This window comes from Paenibacillus sp. JNUCC-31, assembly GCF_014844075.1.
Lineage (GTDB): Bacteria > Bacillota > Bacilli > Paenibacillales > Paenibacillaceae > Paenibacillus.
Genome location: NZ_CP062165.1, coordinates 4,562,257 through 4,582,251, shown reverse-complemented (window position 1 = coordinate 4,582,251; position 19,995 = coordinate 4,562,257). Strand labels below are relative to the sequence as shown.

Below are 19,995 nucleotides of genomic sequence, written 5' to 3'. Positions count from 1 at the left end.
TTTTGCCATTATACCATTTGCCATGGGAAGAGATGGGTTGATTTAATAGAAAATAATCAACAAACACACCAACGGGCACGACGTCAACAATGCCGCTGTCAAACTGATCTGTCCCGCGACTCGTCCTCCGGTAAACTCTTGTCGTGAGAAGAACATCCAGATCGATAGGTACATCGCGAATAACGGGAATGAAATCATCCCTCTAAACGTGCTTGGTTCCATATACCCGTTCATCATGCTTTTACCGACTAGGATTAAAGTAACCAATTCCAATAGAGATAATATAAGAAACGAGATAGCGATTACTCTTTTCAAAATGTACACCTACTTTCCAGATGCAGAGAAAGGAGCATCCTTTGTATTCTCTGCATCATATATCCTTTATTTGGATGATGTCATCTTGTAAGCGCAACATAGATTACTCAAGCATTTAACCCTAAGAAGCCATTTCAAAATCAATCTCACTCTGATGAATTATTCATTATTCGTTTGGATAACTCGTACAATATCTCTTCTGTTCGTTGAAGAAGCTTTTCGATGTTGTTCAGTTCTAGTGGCTGGTCATGTGGGTAATCTGCTTGCGATGACATATGTTGCATCGTGCCGATGAACAAGGCAATATCCAGTCCGGGTTCAGTGTCCGTATGCACTAAAGGCAAGATTTCGTTCATGGTGAGTTCCTTGGGTGGATGAACTGAATGATACTTATGGATATAAAGCGCCTTAATCATGGAGGCTAGAGCCCAATCACATAGAATTAGGCAGGCTTTAAACTGATTATGATTACACATGATGGCGGCAAGTTTGAGATGATACTTAGCATGTTGGTGATAGGCATTTGTTGTAGTATGTAGCATATGGTAAGCAGGAATGTGTTTGGACCTAGGTTGTGTGGAGATATCATGGTCTTGCGAACGTGGAGTAAAATCTACTTGGTGATTAAAATGTGCTTCGGTTATGGACCAATTTCTTGCCATTGTCATCCCTCCAAAGAGTTAATACCAGTATTATACAATAAAATGATACCTATAGTAATCAAATAAATTATTTGTATTCTTCGTTTGGTGTTTACCTTGAGGAAACTTGTCTACACTTTTGAACATAGAGAGGTGAATACCGTGAACGAGGACAGAGAAGTTTTGAAGCTGGTGGGAGCCAGAATCCGCGCACTACGCAAAGAAAGAGGGTATTCACAGGAATCCCTCGGAGAAAAAGGTGGATTTCATTTTTCATACATAGGACAGATCGAACGTGGAGAAAAGAATGTTTCTTTGGTGAACTTGGCAAAGATCGCTGAGTCACTTGAAGTAAACTTAATGCAGCTTTTCGCTTATGTTGATGAGGACTTTCACTTCACAGAGTCAGAAGTAGTAATTCAAGAAATTGTAACAATGTTGAGAGACGCCTCTCCAGAAAGTATTCAACTAACGAAAAATGTGATACGCGAGATTTTAAAAGGTTAACAAAGAAGCAAAGCAGCTATTGGCTACTTTGCTTCTTTGTTTCTGCGGTCTTTTACAAAGAGAATAAACATACCCTGTATAATTCAGAACAAATTTAGGAAGTATTGATCAATAACAGACTAGATCAAAAATCTAAATGAATACATCGCACTCAATGGATAATACTGACTTTATACAATAAGTTAAATTTAGAGGTGAATTATGGATTATAAACAGGAAATTTTAAAAATTTTAGAACAGAACTATTCCTCAAATAAACAATTCCTCGAACTACAAAAATGTAAAATTGAAGCCCATGAGGCTAACCCACTAACTATTTTCCAAGCATATTCTATATCCAATCAACAACTAAAAAATGTTATCGACCTAATCAAAATACTACCAGATTAATATGGTTTCAGTATCTTTTTAACCGCCTATTTATTAGCCGTTCTCTTATAGTATTTAAAAATTCAATCTCATCATTTGTGAAACCAAAACTTTGTTTTAATACAATATCATTCGTAAAGGTTAAAATCTTACTGAAATCTTCTTCATCTCTGAACATATCGTCTAATTGTATTAACACTTCATTGGTAACATTAACGTAAGGTATCGGTACTTTTTTAAATTCATTCGGAGTAAGTTCTAAGACCCCACCACCATAATATCGACCGAATAATTCAGTAAATACAAGCGTCAAGGAATTATAAAACGAAAATGCTAATGATTTAATATCATACCCCTCTTTCATGGTTATTCTATAAGCTGTATCAGTTACCAATACCTCAGCATCATTTACAATTATTTTGGGATGCAAAAATGATCTTTTAAAGAAAAAACCATCAGATTTCCATACTGAAGGTACAACATACCACCTATTTCTTTTTGTGCATTTATATCTCTGATGTACTTTATCTTTCACTAAAAGGTCTAAATATAACTTACTCTCAGGGGTGAAGAGTTCATAATCCTGATCTTTAAAAAGCAGTAAGTTAGTAGGTTTTCCTGAATGTTGTATCACTTCGAAATCATTTTTAGTGAAGTTTATTAAATTTTTTATTTGTGAACTTTTTTGAATTATAGGGAGTTTAAATTCTTCCAGCTTATATTTCTCAACTAAATTATCATCAACAATAAAACTTTTGTTAGCCGCTGTTACAATACCTGCACCAGAGCTACAGTAAAAGTCGAGGGGATAAACTCTTTCTTTCATAGCAGTTAACTTATCGATATGGCTATTCGTTAATATTAGGGAGGTCCATTTTTCGCTGATTTGAATATCCGCTAAATTTTCGCTCTCATTTATTACATCTATGTTTAAATCCTTCAAATTGTCAATATTGCTGTATTTAAAACCTCTTTTACCTTTTGAATTAGAACCTATGAATATAATAGTATCTTGCTCAATACCTTCGAAAACTATCTCTCCAAAAGTAAATATTTCAATATAATTAAAATGTTTAAATAGGAAATCTCTAATAGATAACGAATGTTTAACCTGTAACAACTCAGAGGGTAATATAAAACAGATAGTTCCATTATTGGTTAATGATAGAACTGAACTTATTAAAAAGGAAATCCATAGATTCTTTGTTCTAGGTGGACTCACTTTTGCCTTAGTTAATACTTCATTACTTAAAGAGATTTGATGTTCAGTTAGATGCTTGTGACTAATATATGGTGGATTTCCGATGATTAAATCATATTTGTCTTTATTTAACACCTGAAATTCAAGATAATCTCTATTATGAAAAGTAATATTTATATCTGTTCCAACTTTATCAGACATTTCTTGAGATATCTTGCCAATCTCTAGTTCATCCAGTTCTACCGCAGTAATATTCAGTTTTTGTTTTTTTTCAGTTTTACTGTTAACAATGGCATTGATGAATATACCATCACCGCAACTTGGCTCTAAGACGTTTATTTTTTTTTTGTTTTCGAGGAAATTAAAATACAAGTGATTTATGACAAAGTTCGCCAAGGAATCAGGTGTATAATAAACCCCATTTTTTTTCTTATGTTCCATCTTGGAAGTTTTCCCCTAACAAATATCTTAGATAATTTTGAAATTCAATACTTAATTCAAAATACAAATGAAGTATCTTATCATATTTTTCTTTCTCAGCTTTATAACGAGTAGCAAGTCCTTCTAACTCATCTAATTGAATTTTTAACCTAGTTAAATTCCATATAATACGATGTCTTGCTAAGAAAAATTGTAGCTTGTTGTGCATATAATCCGCCACATTGTTTAATGGAATGATGTTTCCATACAGGTCTCTTTCAAAATGACCCTTATATTTAGCATCACAAGGATCTATGTAACCCTTATCTTTTACAACACTTATAGTATGATCTTCGGAGGGCCAATCATCACTTTTAAACCTATTACAAAATGAGCAAGCATATACTAAATTAGTATAATCGTTTTCCAATAGTGGGAATTTTATTTTTGGAGCAAAATGATCAATATGATAGGTTGAAGTCCCACCAATCCATCCGTCAAAATCATCACAGTACCCACACCTATTATTGAAATCTTGAGCTAAATACTTCTTAAAACTTCTATAATTAGTGTAAGTTTTTTTACAAGTTCTTATCGGATCTCTAGTTCTAAGATTACTGGTGCTCATGTCATTCCCTCTCATTTTTAAATTCATCTATTAATCTCTGAGATAACAATATCAGCCTATCTAACCTTGCATCGTTTGATATTTTTTTAACTTCACTAGGTAATGACTTGTAACCATTAGAATTTTTCTCTAAATAATCATCCAAAAAAATAAGTCTTTCTTCTTCTTTAGAATTCAAATTAGGGAATTTTCTATTTAAGTTAGATAATTCAGACTTGAATAAATCTATCTGTTTATTATGACTCTCAATTTTCTTTTTTAGCTTATGAACAAACCAATCTTTATGGTCTCTAACAAATTCTTTAGCACGAATTAGATCAGGATCAAGCAGAGTCCCCTCTGCCTCAGATTCAAATGATGTTAGAATATAACCCGGAAAATTCTCCATTACACCAAACAAATAATTAAGCAAATCCACTCCGTTATAATGAATTTCAGATTTAGAACTATTTAAATTAAAATCAATTACCACTGCTGATACTTTTGATTCTATGATATCTTCAATCATATCTTCAATATTCTCTTTTAGATCAATTTCAATTACATCGAAATCCTCATCCATAGTCGCTTGAAATTGTCTTACTATATTAGTTTCGTCGTCTATATACGCGATTCTATACATAATTAATTTAGTACTCCTTCATCTTTTCTTTTAGGAAAAACAAGTTGTAATGAAAAGCCTGGTCTGATATTGGTAATCTTTATGAGTCCATTATAATAATCGACTGTAGACCTTACTATCCACATTCCTAAACCAGTACCAACTTCTTTCCCCGCTTTATCTCTCTTAGTTGTAAATAATGGATCAAAAATTTTAAAAGGCTCATTAATATCTTGAGACAAACCAGGGCCCGAATCAGAATAGTTAATAACTAATTCATCATTAATTTCATACAACTCAATACGGATTTCCCTTTTTTCTGATGCATCCTCTCGTCGAAACGCAGAGAGTGAGTTAGATATTAAATTATTAAATATACTATCAAAATCAATTTCAAATATTCTAAAATAGAATCTTTCATTATCCATAGATGAAGGAACCACAATATTTACTTTTTGAAATGTCAAAACAGGGTTCCAAGATCTTTCAAAAACCTCAAAATATTTGTATAAATCAACTTTATTACGCTTCCTTTTGTCAACTTTTATAGTATTCAAAGAAAACTCTAGCCAATTTTTCAATCTTTCATCTTCTTTTGCCATATCATCAATTAATACAAAAGGATTTTGATATTCTTTTAACTCTAATAATTGATGATCATCAATTAACCTCGACATCATTTTTTTTACATTATTATTTCTATGCAGTATGTTTGAACTTAAATTGCTTAAATCATGTGCAAATGAAGTCAGAGTTAGTCCTGTACTTGCGAGAGCCCTTAGCAACTGGTTCTCAGTTATCAGATCTTTAAATGAGCGCTGTTGTGCCAGATACGATTTAGCCAAAATATTTACGTTATGAGCATTTAATGACTTTATGTTCTTCTCGGTTAATGTACCAATATCCTCATGCTCATTATCTACCATCTTATTTAAGATATTTTTTGCTATTTTATCTGCTTGTTTTCTATCTTGTTCATCAAAATTCTTCTTAGAATACAATTTATCTAAGGCTCTCATTACGTACTGACGATCATATTCAAATTCGTGGACAATTTTTTTTATTATTTCTTTTAGTGCTTGGAACTCTTTATTCTCTTGAAAACCTTCTCTACTTGATTTATCTTCGAAATTAAGATTATTAAGCCTGGATATAGATATACTACCAGATATTTGATTGGGACGTACTCTCCAAGAACCTGTTTTGTGACTTGGAGCTGCTGGACTTTTTGCAGCTCTTTCCCCAAGCATCAGCCAATCAAATGAACTTCCTTCCATTTCTCCATAAGGTCTTACTCTAAAATAATCCCTATATACCTTAATTCCAGAGAACGTATTCATCCAACTATCTCGTTTTCCAGAATCAAAATTTCTATAGAAAAACTTTTTCCTATCATTATTGGAGAAAGATCTTTTAATAAAGTACATAGTAAACTCAAACCCACCTAAATTATCTAAAACATTTTTATTAAATTCCTTCTCAAAGTTAGGTAGTAAATAGTTTAATGTTGTTGACTTTTGAAAAAAGCCTCTTTTAAACGTGTCAATATCGTAAGGTGCTGCTTTCATTTCCTCAAGTTCAAACAAGTCCATGTCAACTAACTTTAAGTCTAGCTCATTCCTATGTATCTCAATTTCAATATTCTTATTCGGTAGAACTATTGCTCGAAGCTTGTAGTCAAAATCATATTCGGCAAGTGAACTTATTTGTCCATACTTTTTAGGAAATTCCTTATTAAATACATATAATTCAAATATTGTTTGCTCTTTAGCTGGAACTAGGAATTCTAAATTTGTATTGATTTTATCAATGTAATAATCACTCCAATCATCTCTTAACTCCTTTATTTTTAGAATTGTTCCGTTATTGAATTTATGTCTTTTAAAATCTATCCTCTGTTCAAAAAGATCCAATAGATTCTTTACACTGTTCTGAAAATCAAACCCTTGATTTATCTCAATATTAGCATACACATTCTCAATGGTAGTCCCTGTTTCTTCAAAGTCTTCCCAGTTAACATTCCAAAAGTAAGTCTCTTTACCACTTTTGGGATGGGTAATCATCTCAGCTTTACCACCCAATCGATCGAGTGCAAACCGACCTATTCCCTTGGCGCCCGCTTTTACCCTTCCATCTTCGCCTAAATAATCATGCTCCTTATTGTCAGTCCCAATCGTCATCCAATTGTCCTCGATCACTTGCGCATTCATACCATGACCATTATCTATTATATAAATAGAATTATCATCTTGATTCGTACAATCAAAATAAACCACACAGATACTAGCCCCAGCATCGTAAGAATTTTTTATAAGCTCGATAAGTGCACCATCTGCATTGCTAACATTTTCTCTACCTATAAGTCTTGCAGCCCTTGCTGAAACTTTGAATGGGATTTGCGGCATTCTCTTTTCCTCCTTTAAAAATATTATAATAAAAACCGAACTTAACTCGATATTGGACTAAAAATGTAACAAATAACTTTTAATAGCTAAAGGTTATTGAACTCTAAAACAATGCCGCAATTAAGATTTACACTCCTAAGCTGAATCGACAAAAAATAATATATTTAAGCAAATAACTCAACTTTATTCCCTTTGAAAACGGAACAACACAGATCTGGGGCAAATTTGCACTATTATAATCCATTAGTGCAAAATATATAACTAATAAATATTATATTCAATTATATTCCATCAAACAATACACTTATTCGCCACCGCCACCATCTTCGCGGGCATCTCTTCCCTTAACCGCCAAACAAAACTCATCGGTTTGTTCCCCTCATTACTCACATAATCCGCTTCGCCCAGAAAGACAAATGGAGACGTATAGCCATGCTCCTCCTTATACTCCCGCACGAACAGCGCGATCCGGTTGCCCGTCTCTCGATGATGGATATACCGCTGCGCGGTAGCCGTATGCTCCGACACCCGGCTCTGAGTCTGCCAGTGGAATAAACGCTCGTTGATCGCATAATCCTCGTACAGCGTTGAGGGTGAGAAATCTTTGTCTGATTTGTTCAACGTAATGAAGAAAATATCCGTCTGTTCATCGGCAAAATACTTCACACCTTCGCGGAAGGCGGGCGATTGCTGGGCATTCCAATAACCAAAGGCGGCAAGCACTTGGTCTATGGAGTACATACAGTGGATATCCAGTGGACAAGTGTACGGGAACGAATTACTTTTATCCACAAATCGCAGATGAGCCCAATTATATTTGAAAATATCCACAAGCTCTGCTCGGAATGCCTCACAAGACAACACACGCCGCACACCCTCTTCGATGCTGCTCAGTCCTAGTTTCTCAGGCGCAGCCCGATGGAAGGTGTAATAGAACATAATCAACATGCGCTGTTCATCGGCGGTAGTCGGTTCTTGGCCTTTTTCAATAAAGTCGATCAGGAACGTCAGCCAGCTTCGGGAGTTAATCGTCAGCACAGACGGTAGTCGGCGGATATACTCCTCGTGTTCATCTTCGATGGGTGCTATTAATCCGGCTTCGGCCAACATACCGCGGAAATACCTTTTGCCCGTACGTCCACCATACAATTCATATAGTGTCATCCCGTGATGCTCTACAAAATGAGCCAGTGTCAGCGGCAGTCCGGTGTCTTGCTGGAACGTTTGCAGCTTCTGGATCAACGCTCTGCGATTACGACTCATCTGCTTGAGGTTGCGCATGACGTATTCCTTCGCTTGTTTTTCCAATTGAATGAACGTGCCGCGTGGCAGTTTAGAGAAGCCGTTCTCGACGTAGTACGAGATGGAATGTTTGGTGGCGCCGATCAGAGCACGGAACTTATCTTGAAACCTGTACTCCTGATGCGCTTGTCCTATGAAGTCGAGCACGGTCAGGCACTCTTTTCCATCCGCCATCCGTAGTCCACGTCCCAACTGTTGCAGGAATACGGTTAGACTTCCGGTAGGACGCAGGAACAGGATGGTGTTCACCTCAGGGATATCCACGCCCTCATTGTACAGATCAACGACAAAGATCATGCGCAGTTCCCCGTTTACCAGCTGTCCTTTCGCAGAATGACGCTCCTGTTCGTTCGACCCGCCATGCAGGGCCATGGATGGAATGCCGGCTTCGTTAAATATTTTTGCCATATACATTGCATGATCCACCCCTACGCAGAACCCAAGTCCCTTCACATCGTCCAGATCGGTTACGTATTTGTTCAGACTTTGGATGATCTGGTTGGCACGGATTTTGTTATGGGTATACAGCTTCTCCAATTCATTCAGATCATAGCCTTTACGCGACCACTTCACCTGAGATAGATCAACGGTATCGGTGACGCCAAAATATTGAAAAGGACTCAGCAGCTTCCGATCAATCGCATCAGTCAGACGGATCTCGGCGGCAATCGTATGATCGAAGTAGGCTGTAATGTCTTTGCCATCCATCCGTTCCGGAGTTGCAGTGAGTCCTAGCAAAATCTTCGGTTCGTAGTGGGATAACAGCTTCTGGTACGAAGGAGCAGCGGCATGGTGGAATTCATCCACAATGATGTAATCGTAATAGTCTGGGCTGGTGATCTCCGTCAGCTTCATGGAGTTAAGACTCTGAATACTAACAAACAGTTGGTCCAGCGCCTCCGCTCGGTGATTCCCGACATGCAGCTCACCAAAATTCATATCCTTCAGGATATACCGGAACGTATCCCGGCTTTGCTTCAAGATTTCTTCCCGATGGGCGACAAAAAGCAGCTTAGCTCCCGCATGACATGCACGGAATCGTTTGTAGTCAAAGGCAGAGATGACCGTTTTGCCAACGCCTGTGGCGGCGACGATCAGGTTGCGGGTTCGTCCGTACAGCGTACGCTCAGCGTCCAGCTGCTCCAGCACTTCCTTTTGATAATCGTATGGCTGGATGTCGAGATGAAAGTGGTTGGACTGATCTTTTTTGCGATTCAGAGCCGCCTTCAACTGTGCCTCATGTCCCTCATCTTCAGCTACATACCGAGTAAATTCGCGGTCATTCCAGTAACTCTCGAAGGTCGCTTCAATCTTGCGCAGCACATCGAGTGAATCCTTCTCCGTCACCTTGAGGTTCCACTCCATACCACTGGTTAGCGCCGGGTTGGACAGGTTAGAGGAGCCGACATAGGCTGTGGTGAATCCAGTATCGCGGTGAAAAATGTACGTTTTGGCGTGCAGCCGAGTCACTTTGGTATCATAGGAAATCTGGATTTCCGTGTTGGGCAGTTTGCTAAGTTCAGTGATGGCCTTAAGGTCGGTTGCTTCCATGTATGTAGTTGTGATGATCCGCAGCTTCCCTCCACTAGCCGTGAACTGTTCAAGCTGTTCCAGCAGTAGGCGAAGCCCGCTAAATTTGATAAATGACACCAACCAGTCGATCCGATCGGCGGTCACGATCTCCTTTTGCAACTCCAGTAACATACTCGGCTCGGACTTTGCACCTGTGAATAAAGAGCTTTGGGAGATGGGCGTATCTGGACGAACGATTTTGGTATCCCGGACCGCACGAATGCTGTTCAGCTTGGAATACACATGGGTCAGCACTTCCCCCTGCTCATCCAGTTGCAATTCGTTGTATTCTTCTTCCCCAAGCGTACCTTTCAGGGTAGCAATAATCTCATTACACGTTCGGATTTGCGCCAACACAGCTGTCTTATCTTCTGTCTGTTCCCGTACAATCTTGAGCGCTCGCCGGGTCACCGCCGCCAAATACGTGGACAGCAGTTTACGTGCTTCCTCTGCATCCAGCTTCTCGGTCCCAATGTTATACACATCCGGGTCCAGCGCCGAAATCTCCTGTCTGGTGATGGTGTTGATAAGCTGTTCATATATGCCTTGTTTCATGAATGTACCTCGTGTGGGTGTAGGATGGTTGTGGATAGTTCTCTATGTATATGGTGAGCTAAAAATTACTTCTTCTATATTATCGACCAACCTGTGGAAGATTTCATTAGTTGTTTTGATTTCATAGGAAAAAGCACCTCTACTTGTGATCTGGTAGAAGTGCTTTACTTATTTGTTTTATGAGGAAGAGTAGACTCAAACAATCTTTTTACTGTACCACTTAGGGTTATATGTCTTTGAATGTGTTTTCTCTTCTGAATAAACAAAGCCTCATTTTCCTTCAATCTTATTCAAATCCTATTAAACTTTCATAGAATATAAATCCGTCTACCCTATAAAAATAACTGTATCCTTACGTTGAAATGCAAGTGGCAGTTTATCTCGAAGTCCTGCTATCCTTTCGAATATTTTATCTCTTTGTTCCTCATTTAAGTTTTCTGCCGCCCATTCTTTTATCAGCATTAGCTCCCCAATAATTAAGGTTACATCTTCCTTCTCTATATCAACACCTGATGGAAAGAGGTCAATCCATTTTAATCCTAATGATTCAACAGCAGGTTGCCAACACTCCTTAAAAAAGGATTCCGTGGCAACTGGAACAAAAAAACTCTTTTCAAAATCATTCTGTGGTTCAAGTATTACTGCACTGATAGACATTACTTAATCCCCCCCCCCAAAAACCGAACTAAAATAGTCCGGTGGACGGTATGCATTGTTCTTTATTCTTGCTAACTAGATTTCATTTCTGTGAGCTAGCCTTGTAAAAAGAAACCTATTCCTACTTTTAATCAAGTTGGAATAGGCTTTTTGAAGTTTTTCAAGAATTCATCACATGCATCAGGGTGTTTAGTGTTGGGGATTTTTATAACACCAATCCGGATCAAACGGTAATGATTTAAGTTTTTTCATATCCTCCCAACTGTAAACCCAATTATAACCTCCCAACCAATAATATTGATGGGGATTTAATTTCAAGTATTCATACACAAAACTAAAAAGTAACTTCTCGTTATCATACACATCCTCGATACAACCAACTTGATATAAGGAAAGGGAGGTTTCTAATCCTGAAAATTGTCCATTATTATAAAACTCTAACCCATCGTTCTTAACTCCATCAATGTATATTAAAAATTTATTATCATCCATATCTGGATCCTGCATGATACTGATCGTTGTATACTTGAATTGTTTCTCTTCGGTAAAATACTTTTCATTCCTGTAGTAAAGCATAGCGTCAGAATGAAAAGCTGCTAACATTATGGATGATAGTAAGTTATCTGGTGAATATTTGTCTCTTTCAACTAAAAAAAATGATGAGGTTCCCATTTACTTTAAAACTCCTCTCAATTCTTCATCTGAGTTTACTATAATTGCGCCCATATCCTTAATCTTATTCAATTTTTGTAATTGTTCAGGCGCTAGATTAATTAGTGGCTCTTCAATGTATACAATAACTTTTCTGTTTTCTGAATTCAAAAAATCTTTGTGATTTACATTTGTATATTTTTCAATTTGATCAACTTTTAGAGCGCCAGCAGAAGCTTTCACTTCAATAATTTCATCTTTTGTTAACACATCAAAATCACCGGCTGGTGTTTTATCTTCCCTCTGAACCTTTTGTCCAAAGCCTATAACTTCTTTTTGTTCCGAAACAAGTTTTGCAACTTTTCCTTCTGTTGCTTTACCAATATTGGGACTATCAACAAATGACTTAATATCACGACTAATATTTTTCGGATGTTGATCAACCCAAGTTAATTGATTTCCGGCTGGATTCGTATATTTTGTTTTGTTTCCATCTTTAACTATACTACCAATATACGCATCTGTTCCCTTCCCAGACTCCGGCTTACCTCCACCCGATCCTCCCAGATCGCTATGCTTATTCTCCACCGAACGAAACGCCTTACCAACGAAAGCATAGGCCAACACTTGACCCATCATGGAGCCGCCGTAATAACCCAGTCCATCCTGATCAATCTGTTTCTTCTGTTCTTCCACAAACTGCTCCACATCCGATCTGGCCGTGGGACTATATATACGAAAATTTCAATTGTTACTATCGTTATAATAAAGATCTGAAATAAAGGTCTCCCTAAATGGCGTGTGACTTATATATAGTCGAGTATGTTTTAATATGCCCTACACTGTGGCATTTCATCACTGATGTCTGATTTTTCTTTTGCACCCGTTCATGAAGAAAAGCACTTCTAATTTTGAATCTCTCTTGTAGAAGTGCTTAATCACTTTAATGAATTATCTATAGATGTATAAGACTATATAATCTTTTCACTGCACCACTTCGGGTCATATGGCATCTGACTTAATTTTAAAATATCGTCAGCGGAGTAATACCATTCAGCATCATCAAACCATAGATAATCTTGAATATTATCTTTGAAGTACTCTACAACGAATCTAAAGATAAACTTGTACTCATGATTTATATTTTCAATATCCATAGCCCAGAAGTAATTTTCGTCTTGAGTAAGCCAAGTGAAACTATCAATTGAATCTTCTTCTACTTGATTAACATTAAATGTGAAGTACTTTAAGTTGTCCTTATTCTCTACGCTTTTAAAAGTAGATTCATCAACTTCTGATAGTGTCCCTTCAGCAGATATAAAAAGATCATCACGATATTTATCTTTTATCAAAATGCAAAACATATTCGCTTTTTGAGCTGCTTTCTTAAAATCCTCAATGGCTTTTTCAGGAACGTAATTTTCTATCTTTTTCAAAAAAATCAAAGAACTCACTTCTTCAAGACCTCCTCTAATTCGTTAGCAGAACTTATTATTTTTATTCCTTTATTCTGAATCATTTTAACTAGATTTTCCTGGGTTCTATTATTTACAGTAATATCTTCAATATAATATATGATTTCCTTGTTATCGTAGTTAAAGTATTTCTCATTTAACGGATCAGTCAACTTATCAAATTGTTTTTTACTTACTGCACTTAAAGACTTTTTCACTTCAATAAGATGTGAATCTGTTAACACGTCAATATCCCCTGCTATTGTATCATCTTGCAATTTCAACTGTATTCCAGTCCCCTGTAATCTTCCTGTACCTTTTACAGTCTGTGCTACTTCACCCTCTAAAACATCACCAGCTTTTGAACTTTTTAAATTCTTCTCGATAATAGCATCTATATCTTTAGAACCTTGTTTGGTCCAAGATATCTCATTACCGAATTGATTAGGGTATATAGTTTTATTCCCTTCCATTCTTAACCTAGCATCATTAGTATAAGTGTTCCCTTTCCCCGGCTCCGCCTTCCCCCCACTCGATCCGCCCAGATCGCTATGCTTGTTCTCCACCGAACGAAACGCCTTACCAACGAAAGCATAGGCCAACACTTGACCCATCATGGAGCCGCCGTAATAACCCAGTCCATCCTGATCAATCTGTTTCTTCTGTTCTTCCACAAACTGCTCCACATCCGATCTGGCCGTACCGTTTCCCCAGGCTGTGTCAAATGCGAACTTAATGCCTCGCCCAACATCGACCACCCTTCCCACCGTCATCGCATATGCCACACTGGCCACCGTGCCGAACGGATCATAGAAGAGTGCCTCCGCCGTCTGACCCATTCCAGTTACTGTCTCTCCAATCGACTTGTCGAGCAGCCCTACACCAAAGTTTCGTTTCAGCTCTTCAGGAATATATAGAGCAACCTCACCCGAACCATCCGTTGTCCTGAAATTTTTCGCTACAAAGGTAAACTCTTTCTGGATATCATCCAAAATACCCAGTGTAGCAGGGAAGACTTCTTTCACCTGCATAAAATCCCAGAAGAAACGCTCTCCCGTCACACCCGACCATTCGGATTGCAACATATAAATGGATTTCTCCAGTTCCCAGACCATTCGCTCCAGTTCCTGTTTCTTTTGCTGGACCAACCGGGCTTTTTCCTCCAACACATCAGGATGTACCTGAATACGTTGCATGTCGTTTCACCGCCAACCTGTTCGTAGTAATTATCCCTAAATTTTAACAAGTGAGAAGAGGGATTGGAATCAAACGGAGGATTCATTTTCTCATTGGTTATCCGGTAGTTGGGGAACATTCCTAAGCCAGCTCTTTTGCGCAATAGTGCATGTTTGACGCTAATTATACTGTGATGCTTTGAATTTCCCTCATACAAATCCTCCTAAAATTCATAATTTAAGTTGATCTGAAACAGAACAATCCACATTCTCATGGAAAAGAAGGCCACTTACTGTTAACTTCTCCAGCAGCGATTGCCCTCATTATATGGTCATATATAAAACTGCGGTATAGTTCCAATAGTCATCTGGTTCAACTGTTGATCCAGAACTATTGTATGGAACAATTTGTCCATAGAAATTAGCTGTAGCAGTATTTCTTCAATACTCTATAGGCTCCAACGGGCGCTATCCCAGAGCTAATAATTACTGATTTATAATAAGTTCGCGTAGATATTTCCTGACTCTCGATAATCTCTTAGAGATAGTAGCTTCTGTCAGAGAAATAGATTCCCCAATTTCCTTACAGGTCTTCCCCTCTACATAGAACATTTTGAGCATTATCTGATGATTTAATTTTAATTCCCCAATAGCTTGATAAAGCTTCTCGTTCCTCCATTTTAATTCCAGTTCAGATTCGACATTATTGGTCCTATGAGTATCACACTCGTACAAGGGAATAAGGGCTTTTAATGTTTGATTTTCTTTAGTTTTCTTTCTTAAAAAATCAATAGTGGTATTGTAGGCAACTTTTCTAATCCAAGCGGGGATATTTTGTTCTGACTGAAGATCGGGTCCCTTTACAATAATTTTAAGGAAACTCTCATGAATTAAATCTTCTGTGAGTGCATGATCTCCAAGCAGCGAATACAAATTTCCATAGATAAATTTATAATATGATTGGTAGATTTCTTCATGTTGATCATTTTCCAATTCTTCCATTGGCCTGCGTAATAAATAAAACCATTTTTCCCTCGTCAACTGGTGTATACTCCTTCCCATTTTGCATATGTAATGATGGTTCACTTTAAATACAGGATTAAATTATGAAAGTGCGGTAGATCATATATTTGGTAAACATAGTATACCTTATTTATAAAAAAAATTGGTAGAAACGGTCAGGATTTGGTATTTTATACGTTATAATCAATAGGCTCTGATCTAAAGGAGCTTTCCGTTCTTCCTGTACAGTGAGAGTGAATATTATCAGAGGGGGTTAGGTGTTGCGAATTTTTGGAAATTGGAAACATTTCTCATGGATGGATCGTTTAGAGAATGAAAGCCCGATCCATTGCAGACCTGTTCAGGGAATCCAACAAAAGGAGGATGGTGTTTTAGTATGAAAACAAAGAAATTACGTATAGGTGTGAAAATTGCCGTCGCAGCAATGATGTCGGGCCTTCTCGTTCCGTTTAGTGGATTTACTGATGTAACGCACGCATGGGTTCCCACTGGAGCTAAATGGTCTACTAATCAAGTCAGTAAGTTAAGCTATAATAAAACCGGATCTGATTCGGTTAATTCTATTTGGAATGATGCTATCTATAACTGGAACCAGCAATCAACCAAACCTAATTTTTCTACGCAAACAACATCAAGTCCTAATGTTGAATTTCAAGGTGTACACCTAAGCAATACTGACTATGATGGAAAAGCACAGTGGTATACCGACGTTAACGGAACAACATATTACTCCTACACTTGGATAAACACATACTACACTAGCGGCTATTCTAGTCTTAAGGCACGTTCCGTAGCAGCACATGAGATCGGCCATGTACTAGGACTTGACCATGCATCAGGATGTGTTCTGATGAGGGACAACACACCTGCTCGGTATGATACATGTGGCGTTTATACACCTCAATCCGATGATTTAAGTGGTATTAATTCTCTTTATTAAACGAAAGTGGAGGCGGTAAATTTGAAATCTGTAAAGATAATTGTTGGATCTATTGCAGCGGTTGCAGTAATTGCAGGATGTTCTGCGACTCCCTCCCAAGTGAGTCAAAAAACAACTGCTCCAGCGGCAGATCAAGTATCAGTAATAACAAGTGATCCTAAATCTAAGGCTGTCACTGGAGGGACCTCCGGAAGTTTGGCATACTCTTATGATAGTATAGAGGAACTTGAAGCGGCTTCGGTCGTCATTGCTGAAGTGAAGATAAAGGATGTTCGTAGCGAAGATGTTGAAAAGGACTCTACATTTTATAACGCTACAATTACAGACCAGTTAAAGGGCGATGGTGAGCAGAAAGAAGTTATTCTAACACAAGTTGGTGTAGAAGAGGAAAGGGAAAAAACAGGCGAACTCACTATTCAGCGTGATAACCCACTTATGAAACCGGGTGACAGTTACGTATTATTTTTGAAAGCTGGACATGATGAAGAGATTGGCCCACTTTATTATGTTGCAGGTGAGTTTCAGGGAAAATATGAAATCCAAGGCGACAGGGTATTTTCAGTAAATCAACAGGAGAAATCAAAAGCTATGATAAGTGGCCAGGATCTAGCTACATTTAAAGAAGAAATCAAACGTATTGTTGCTGAGAATCAACAATAGGTAATAGTAGTTCATGGGTACTTGCCCTAAGCTTTAGCAGCTTAGGGCAAGTACCTTTCTTTTGTCTATAAAGAAAGGTAACCTTTAGGGTATATGATCAGCAACCTGATTTTTAGTTTATAAACCCTATGCTTTTAAAATTTAAAAACAATAGGAATATAAATGTGAAAATACAGTTATGGCTGAGTGTCTGAAAAGGATCAAAATGAATATAGGCAGCTCAATTGGAAAATTAGAAGACTTGGCGTCAATCTAATGATTCAACAGCAGGTTGCCAGCACTCTTTGAAAAAAGCTTCTGTTGCTACTGCAACAAAAAAACTCTTTTCATAATCATTCTGTGGTTCAAGTATCACAGCACTGATGGACATTTCTTAATCCCCTCCAAAATAAAAATTACCAAACATATTTTTTTCTCCTTCTCTAAGGTTTTAATCTCGTTATCTATCCAATCTAGTTGTTGTGATTTTATAGAAAAAGCACCTCTACTTAGGGTCTGGTAGAAGTGCCTGAATCTTAATTATTGTGTTTCACCTAAATTTTGTTTGGATCTATATAACACCAATTATTATAGTCGAGTATATTTTAATGCACCTTCGCTATTGTAAGTTTCTTCATCTTTATCAAAGAAAAGATTCTCTTTTGTTCATATATTCTTAATAGGAATAGGCTGTTTAACATGTCACATGTTAATAATCTTCTTTAAGATCGCGGATTCTTATAACACCAATCCGGGTCGTACGGTAGAGCCTTTAATTTTTCCATATCCCCCCAACTATAAACCCAGTCATAGTCTGCTACCCAAAAATAATCATCAGGGTTTAACTTGAGGTAATGGTAAATAAATTCAAAAACAAGTTCTTGAACACCGTATATTTCTTCTATGCAGCCGACCTGAAAAAGTTCTCTGTCTGCTTCTAGTCCAACATCATCATTATAGTAAAATTCCAATCCCGGATTATCTGTTGCATCAACGTAGAAGATAAACGAATAGTTATTTTCTTTCACTAATTTATGGCTTATGTTCATGGTAGTTGAGAGAAAATGACCGTCTGCTGAATAATTCTTACTATTGTGAAAGTTGAGCATAACATCTGCATTAAAAGCTGCAACTATAGAATCTGATAATAACTTTTCAGTTGTATATTTTTTTCGATCCGTTAATATAAATGCGGAAGTTCCCATTATTTTAATACCCCCTTTAATTCTTCCAATGAATTTACAACAGTTACACCTTGCTTTTCAATGCGTTCTAACATTTGTGAATGTTCTGATCTCAAATTGGTTAACGGCTTATCAATATATAGAATTACCTGCTTTTGCTCTGGATTAAAGAATAACTCGTGGTTTTTATCCATGAATTTATTAAATTGATCTTCTTTTACAGCTTTAATTGAAGCCTTCACCTCAATAATTGCACTTTTGGTAACTACGTCTAGATCACCTGCCGCTTCGCCATTCTCTTTCAGGATTTTTTGCCCAAATGCTGTGACTTGCTGCTCTTTGTTAATAAAGTCGGCAACCTTGGCTTCAGTGGCTTTACCTACGTCTGGACTTTTCAAAAAGTTAACAACATCACGATTAATATTTTTAGGGTGTTGGTCAACAAACGTCAGATCATTCCCAGCAGGGTTCGTATATTTTGTTTTGTTTCCATCCCTAACTATACTACCAACATTCCCCTCTTTGCCCTTACCTCCACCCGATCCACCCAGATCGCTATGCTTATTCTCCACCGAACGAAAAGCTTTGCCAAATAAAACATAGGCCAGGGCCTGGCCCGTCATCGCTCCACCGTAATATCCTGCTCCACTCTCATCAATCTGCTTCTTCTGCTCATCCACAAATTGTTCTATATCAGACCTAGCTGTTCCCGTGCCCCAGGCTGCATCCCATGCGAATCCAATACCTCGTCCAACGTCAACCACTTTCCCCACTGTCATGGCATATGCCACACTGCTTAATGTACTGAACGGATTATAGAAGAGCGCTTCTGCCGTCTGGCCCATTCCGGTTATCGTTTCGCCAATGGATTTATCAAGCAGTCCTACAGCGAAATTTCGCTTTAGTTCTTCTGGGATGTACAGCGCAACCTCACCTGAGCCATCGGTTGTCCTGAAATTTCTCGCAATAAAGGTAAACTCATTCTGAATGTCGTCCAGCAGCCCGAGTGTGGCCGGGAACACTTCTTTCACCTGCATAAAATCCCAAAAGAAACGTTCCCCTGTCACACCCGACCATTCGGATTGCAACAGATAGATGGATTTCTCCAGTTCTCGGACCATTCGCTCCAGTTCCTGTTTCTTTTGCTGGACCAACCGGGCTTTTTCGTCCAATACAACGGGATGTACCTCGATTCGTTGCATTCCCTCTTCACCGCCAACCTGTCCGTAGTGTATGTACCTAAATTTTAACAAGTCAGAAAGGGAATTGGAATCAAACGGAGGATTCATTTTCTCATCGGTTATTCGGTCGTTGGGCAACATCCCTTAGGTTGCTATTTTGCGCATTAGTGCATGAATACCTTAAGTTGGCTGATGCCTTGTACAAAAAAAGAACGACTTCTATCTGAGATAGAAGCCGAACAAGATAATGATGCATCATGATTCAGGTAAGCGTTAAGACACGACGAATTGTACGACAACTGGAATTCCAGCATTCAGTGCGTCTCCACCAGGAATCGTAATTGTGGTGGTTGTTACGGTAGATGTATCCGCTGTTTGCATAATGCCGTTAATATAAAGATTGTAATAATTGAACGTGCCTGGAAATGCCGTTGCAGCTGCACCGGCGTCGTTTGTAAAAGCAGTTGCAGCAATCGCAAACGTTGCTCCGGTACCTGTTCCGTCACCAATGGTTGCAGCAAATCTTACACTGTTCTGAAATGGGGTTACGAGTGGCATAGTTCTCACCTCCTACC

20 protein-coding genes are annotated in these 19,995 nt (G+C 37.9%); 3 read left to right on the top strand and 17 right to left on the bottom strand.

Going from position 1 to position 19,995, the window contains the following annotated elements; genetic code table 11:
- Positions 1-42 precede the first annotated feature (42 nt).
- Together JNUCC31_RS33460 and JNUCC31_RS19895 are read right to left on the bottom strand one after the other, a co-directional pair.
- Entirely contained in the window at positions 43-237 is a 195-nt protein-coding gene (locus JNUCC31_RS33460; RefSeq protein WP_228469125.1) for a hypothetical protein, read from the bottom strand.
- Positions 238-461: 224 nt separating this feature from the next.
- Positions 462-977, bottom strand: coding sequence for a HEPN domain-containing protein (locus JNUCC31_RS19895; protein WP_192263735.1), 516 nt, complete (start codon positions 975-977; stop codon positions 462-464).
- 141 nt (positions 978-1,118) lie between these two features.
- Between JNUCC31_RS19895 and JNUCC31_RS19890 the strand changes: the two genes are divergently transcribed.
- Entirely contained in the window at positions 1,119-1,463 is a 345-nt protein-coding gene (locus tag JNUCC31_RS19890; RefSeq protein ID WP_192263732.1) for a helix-turn-helix domain-containing protein, read from the top strand.
- A 397-nt stretch (positions 1,464-1,860) separates the two neighbouring features.
- Here the strand turns inward: JNUCC31_RS19890 and JNUCC31_RS19885 are convergent, their stop codons facing one another.
- The 11 genes from JNUCC31_RS19885 to JNUCC31_RS19835 form a co-directional block, all read right to left on the bottom strand.
- The gene (locus tag JNUCC31_RS19885) at positions 1,861-3,474 is read right to left on the bottom strand and encodes an Eco57I restriction-modification methylase domain-containing protein (RefSeq protein ID WP_192263728.1); all 1,614 of its coding nucleotides are present in this window, start codon (positions 3,472-3,474) and stop codon (positions 1,861-1,863) included.
- Positions 3,464-4,081 (bottom strand): HNH endonuclease, encoded by a 618-nt coding sequence (locus JNUCC31_RS19880; RefSeq protein WP_192263720.1) that lies wholly within the window; start codon positions 4,079-4,081, stop codon positions 3,464-3,466. The genes JNUCC31_RS19885 and JNUCC31_RS19880 overlap by 11 nt, the downstream gene beginning before the upstream one ends.
- A 1-nt stretch (position 4,082) precedes the next feature.
- The gene (locus tag JNUCC31_RS19875) at positions 4,083-4,703 is read right to left on the bottom strand and encodes a hypothetical protein (protein WP_192263704.1); all 621 of its coding nucleotides are present in this window, start codon (positions 4,701-4,703) and stop codon (positions 4,083-4,085) included.
- Positions 4,704-4,705: 2 nt separating this feature from the next.
- Entirely contained in the window at positions 4,706-7,087 is a 2,382-nt protein-coding gene (locus JNUCC31_RS19870; protein WP_192263703.1) for a sensor histidine kinase, read from the bottom strand.
- Between the two features lie 291 nt (positions 7,088-7,378).
- Positions 7,379-10,516, bottom strand: a complete 3,138-nt coding sequence (locus JNUCC31_RS19865; protein ID WP_192263700.1) for a DEAD/DEAH box helicase — start codon at positions 10,514-10,516, stop codon at positions 7,379-7,381.
- A gap of 327 nt (positions 10,517-10,843) precedes the next feature.
- Positions 10,844-11,173, bottom strand: coding sequence for a hypothetical protein (locus JNUCC31_RS19860; protein ID WP_192263697.1), 330 nt, complete (start codon positions 11,171-11,173; stop codon positions 10,844-10,846).
- 189 nt (positions 11,174-11,362) lie between these two features.
- Complete coding sequence (locus JNUCC31_RS19855; RefSeq protein WP_163758592.1) at positions 11,363-11,845, bottom strand: hypothetical protein; 483 nt, start codon at positions 11,843-11,845, stop codon at positions 11,363-11,365.
- Positions 11,846-12,520, bottom strand: a complete 675-nt coding sequence (locus JNUCC31_RS19850; protein ID WP_192263693.1) for a PDDEXK family nuclease — start codon at positions 12,518-12,520, stop codon at positions 11,846-11,848.
- A 275-nt stretch (positions 12,521-12,795) separates the two neighbouring features.
- Positions 12,796-13,278 carry a hypothetical protein gene (locus JNUCC31_RS19845; protein WP_192263685.1) on the bottom strand — a complete coding sequence of 161 codons (483 nt, stop codon included), beginning with the start codon at positions 13,276-13,278 and terminating at the stop codon, positions 12,796-12,798.
- Positions 13,275-14,474, bottom strand: a complete 1,200-nt coding sequence (locus JNUCC31_RS19840; RefSeq protein ID WP_192263676.1) for a WXG100 family type VII secretion target — start codon at positions 14,472-14,474, stop codon at positions 13,275-13,277. Before JNUCC31_RS19840 ends, JNUCC31_RS19845 begins: the two co-directional genes overlap by 4 nt.
- Before the next feature lie 465 nt (positions 14,475-14,939).
- Positions 14,940-15,494, bottom strand: coding sequence for an RNA polymerase sigma factor (locus tag JNUCC31_RS19835; protein WP_192263660.1), 555 nt, complete (start codon positions 15,492-15,494; stop codon positions 14,940-14,942).
- A gap of 358 nt (positions 15,495-15,852) precedes the next feature.
- Between JNUCC31_RS19835 and JNUCC31_RS19830 the strand changes: the two genes are divergently transcribed.
- A complete protein-coding gene (locus tag JNUCC31_RS19830) occupies positions 15,853-16,416 on the top strand; it encodes a matrixin family metalloprotease (protein ID WP_192263657.1) in 564 nt (187 codons plus the stop codon).
- A gap of 21 nt (positions 16,417-16,437) precedes the next feature.
- Positions 16,438-17,076, top strand: a complete 639-nt coding sequence (locus tag JNUCC31_RS33455) for a hypothetical protein (RefSeq protein ID WP_228469124.1) — start codon at positions 16,438-16,440, stop codon at positions 17,074-17,076.
- Between the two features lie 247 nt (positions 17,077-17,323).
- Here the strand turns inward: JNUCC31_RS33455 and JNUCC31_RS33845 are convergent, their stop codons facing one another.
- The 4 genes from JNUCC31_RS33845 to JNUCC31_RS19810 form a co-directional block, all read right to left on the bottom strand.
- Entirely contained in the window at positions 17,324-17,446 is a 123-nt protein-coding gene (locus JNUCC31_RS33845; RefSeq protein ID WP_267132480.1) for a hypothetical protein, read from the bottom strand.
- A 331-nt stretch (positions 17,447-17,777) separates the two neighbouring features.
- Positions 17,778-18,260 (bottom strand): hypothetical protein, encoded by a 483-nt coding sequence (locus JNUCC31_RS19820; protein WP_192263654.1) that lies wholly within the window; start codon positions 18,258-18,260, stop codon positions 17,778-17,780.
- Entirely contained in the window at positions 18,260-19,492 is a 1,233-nt protein-coding gene (locus JNUCC31_RS19815) for a WXG100 family type VII secretion target (protein ID WP_228469122.1), read from the bottom strand. Before JNUCC31_RS19815 ends, JNUCC31_RS19820 begins: the two co-directional genes overlap by 1 nt.
- A 201-nt stretch (positions 19,493-19,693) precedes the next feature.
- Positions 19,694-19,978, bottom strand: coding sequence for a DUF4183 domain-containing protein (locus JNUCC31_RS19810; RefSeq protein ID WP_192263648.1), 285 nt, complete (start codon positions 19,976-19,978; stop codon positions 19,694-19,696).
- Positions 19,979-19,995 lie beyond the last annotated feature (17 nt).

What these genes read in the sequence shown, in the direction of transcription:
- JNUCC31_RS19810 (WP_192263648.1), bottom strand. Translation starts at nt 19,978, where the DNA reads ATGCCACTCGTAACCCCATTTCAGAACAGTGTAAGATTTGCTGCAACC.
- JNUCC31_RS19885 (WP_192263728.1), bottom strand. Translation starts at nt 3,474, where the DNA reads ATGGAACATAAGAAAAAAAATGGGGTTTATTATACACCTGATTCCTTG.
- JNUCC31_RS19820 (WP_192263654.1), bottom strand. Translation starts at nt 18,260, where the DNA reads ATGGGAACTTCCGCATTTATATTAACGGATCGAAAAAAATATACAACT.
- JNUCC31_RS19830 (WP_192263657.1), top strand. Translation starts at nt 15,853, where the DNA reads ATGAAAACAAAGAAATTACGTATAGGTGTGAAAATTGCCGTCGCAGCA.
- JNUCC31_RS19860 (WP_192263697.1), bottom strand. Translation starts at nt 11,173, where the DNA reads ATGTCTATCAGTGCAGTAATACTTGAACCACAGAATGATTTTGAAAAG.
- JNUCC31_RS19895 (WP_192263735.1), bottom strand. Translation starts at nt 977, where the DNA reads ATGGCAAGAAATTGGTCCATAACCGAAGCACATTTTAATCACCAAGTA.
- JNUCC31_RS19880 (WP_192263720.1), bottom strand. Translation starts at nt 4,081, where the DNA reads ATGAGCACCAGTAATCTTAGAACTAGAGATCCGATAAGAACTTGTAAA.
- JNUCC31_RS19865 (WP_192263700.1), bottom strand. Translation starts at nt 10,516, where the DNA reads ATGAAACAAGGCATATATGAACAGCTTATCAACACCATCACCAGACAG.
- JNUCC31_RS19855 (WP_163758592.1), bottom strand. Translation starts at nt 11,845, where the DNA reads ATGGGAACCTCATCATTTTTTTTAGTTGAAAGAGACAAATATTCACCA.
- JNUCC31_RS33460 (WP_228469125.1), bottom strand. Translation starts at nt 237, where the DNA reads ATGATGAACGGGTATATGGAACCAAGCACGTTTAGAGGGATGATTTCA.
- JNUCC31_RS19875 (WP_192263704.1), bottom strand. Translation starts at nt 4,703, where the DNA reads ATGTATAGAATCGCGTATATAGACGACGAAACTAATATAGTAAGACAA.
- JNUCC31_RS19840 (WP_192263676.1), bottom strand. Translation starts at nt 14,474, where the DNA reads ATGCAACGTATTCAGGTACATCCTGATGTGTTGGAGGAAAAAGCCCGG.
- JNUCC31_RS33845 (WP_267132480.1), bottom strand. Translation starts at nt 17,446, where the DNA reads ATGTCCATCAGTGCTGTGATACTTGAACCACAGAATGATTATGAAAAG.
- JNUCC31_RS19870 (WP_192263703.1), bottom strand. Translation starts at nt 7,087, where the DNA reads ATGCCGCAAATCCCATTCAAAGTTTCAGCAAGGGCTGCAAGACTTATA.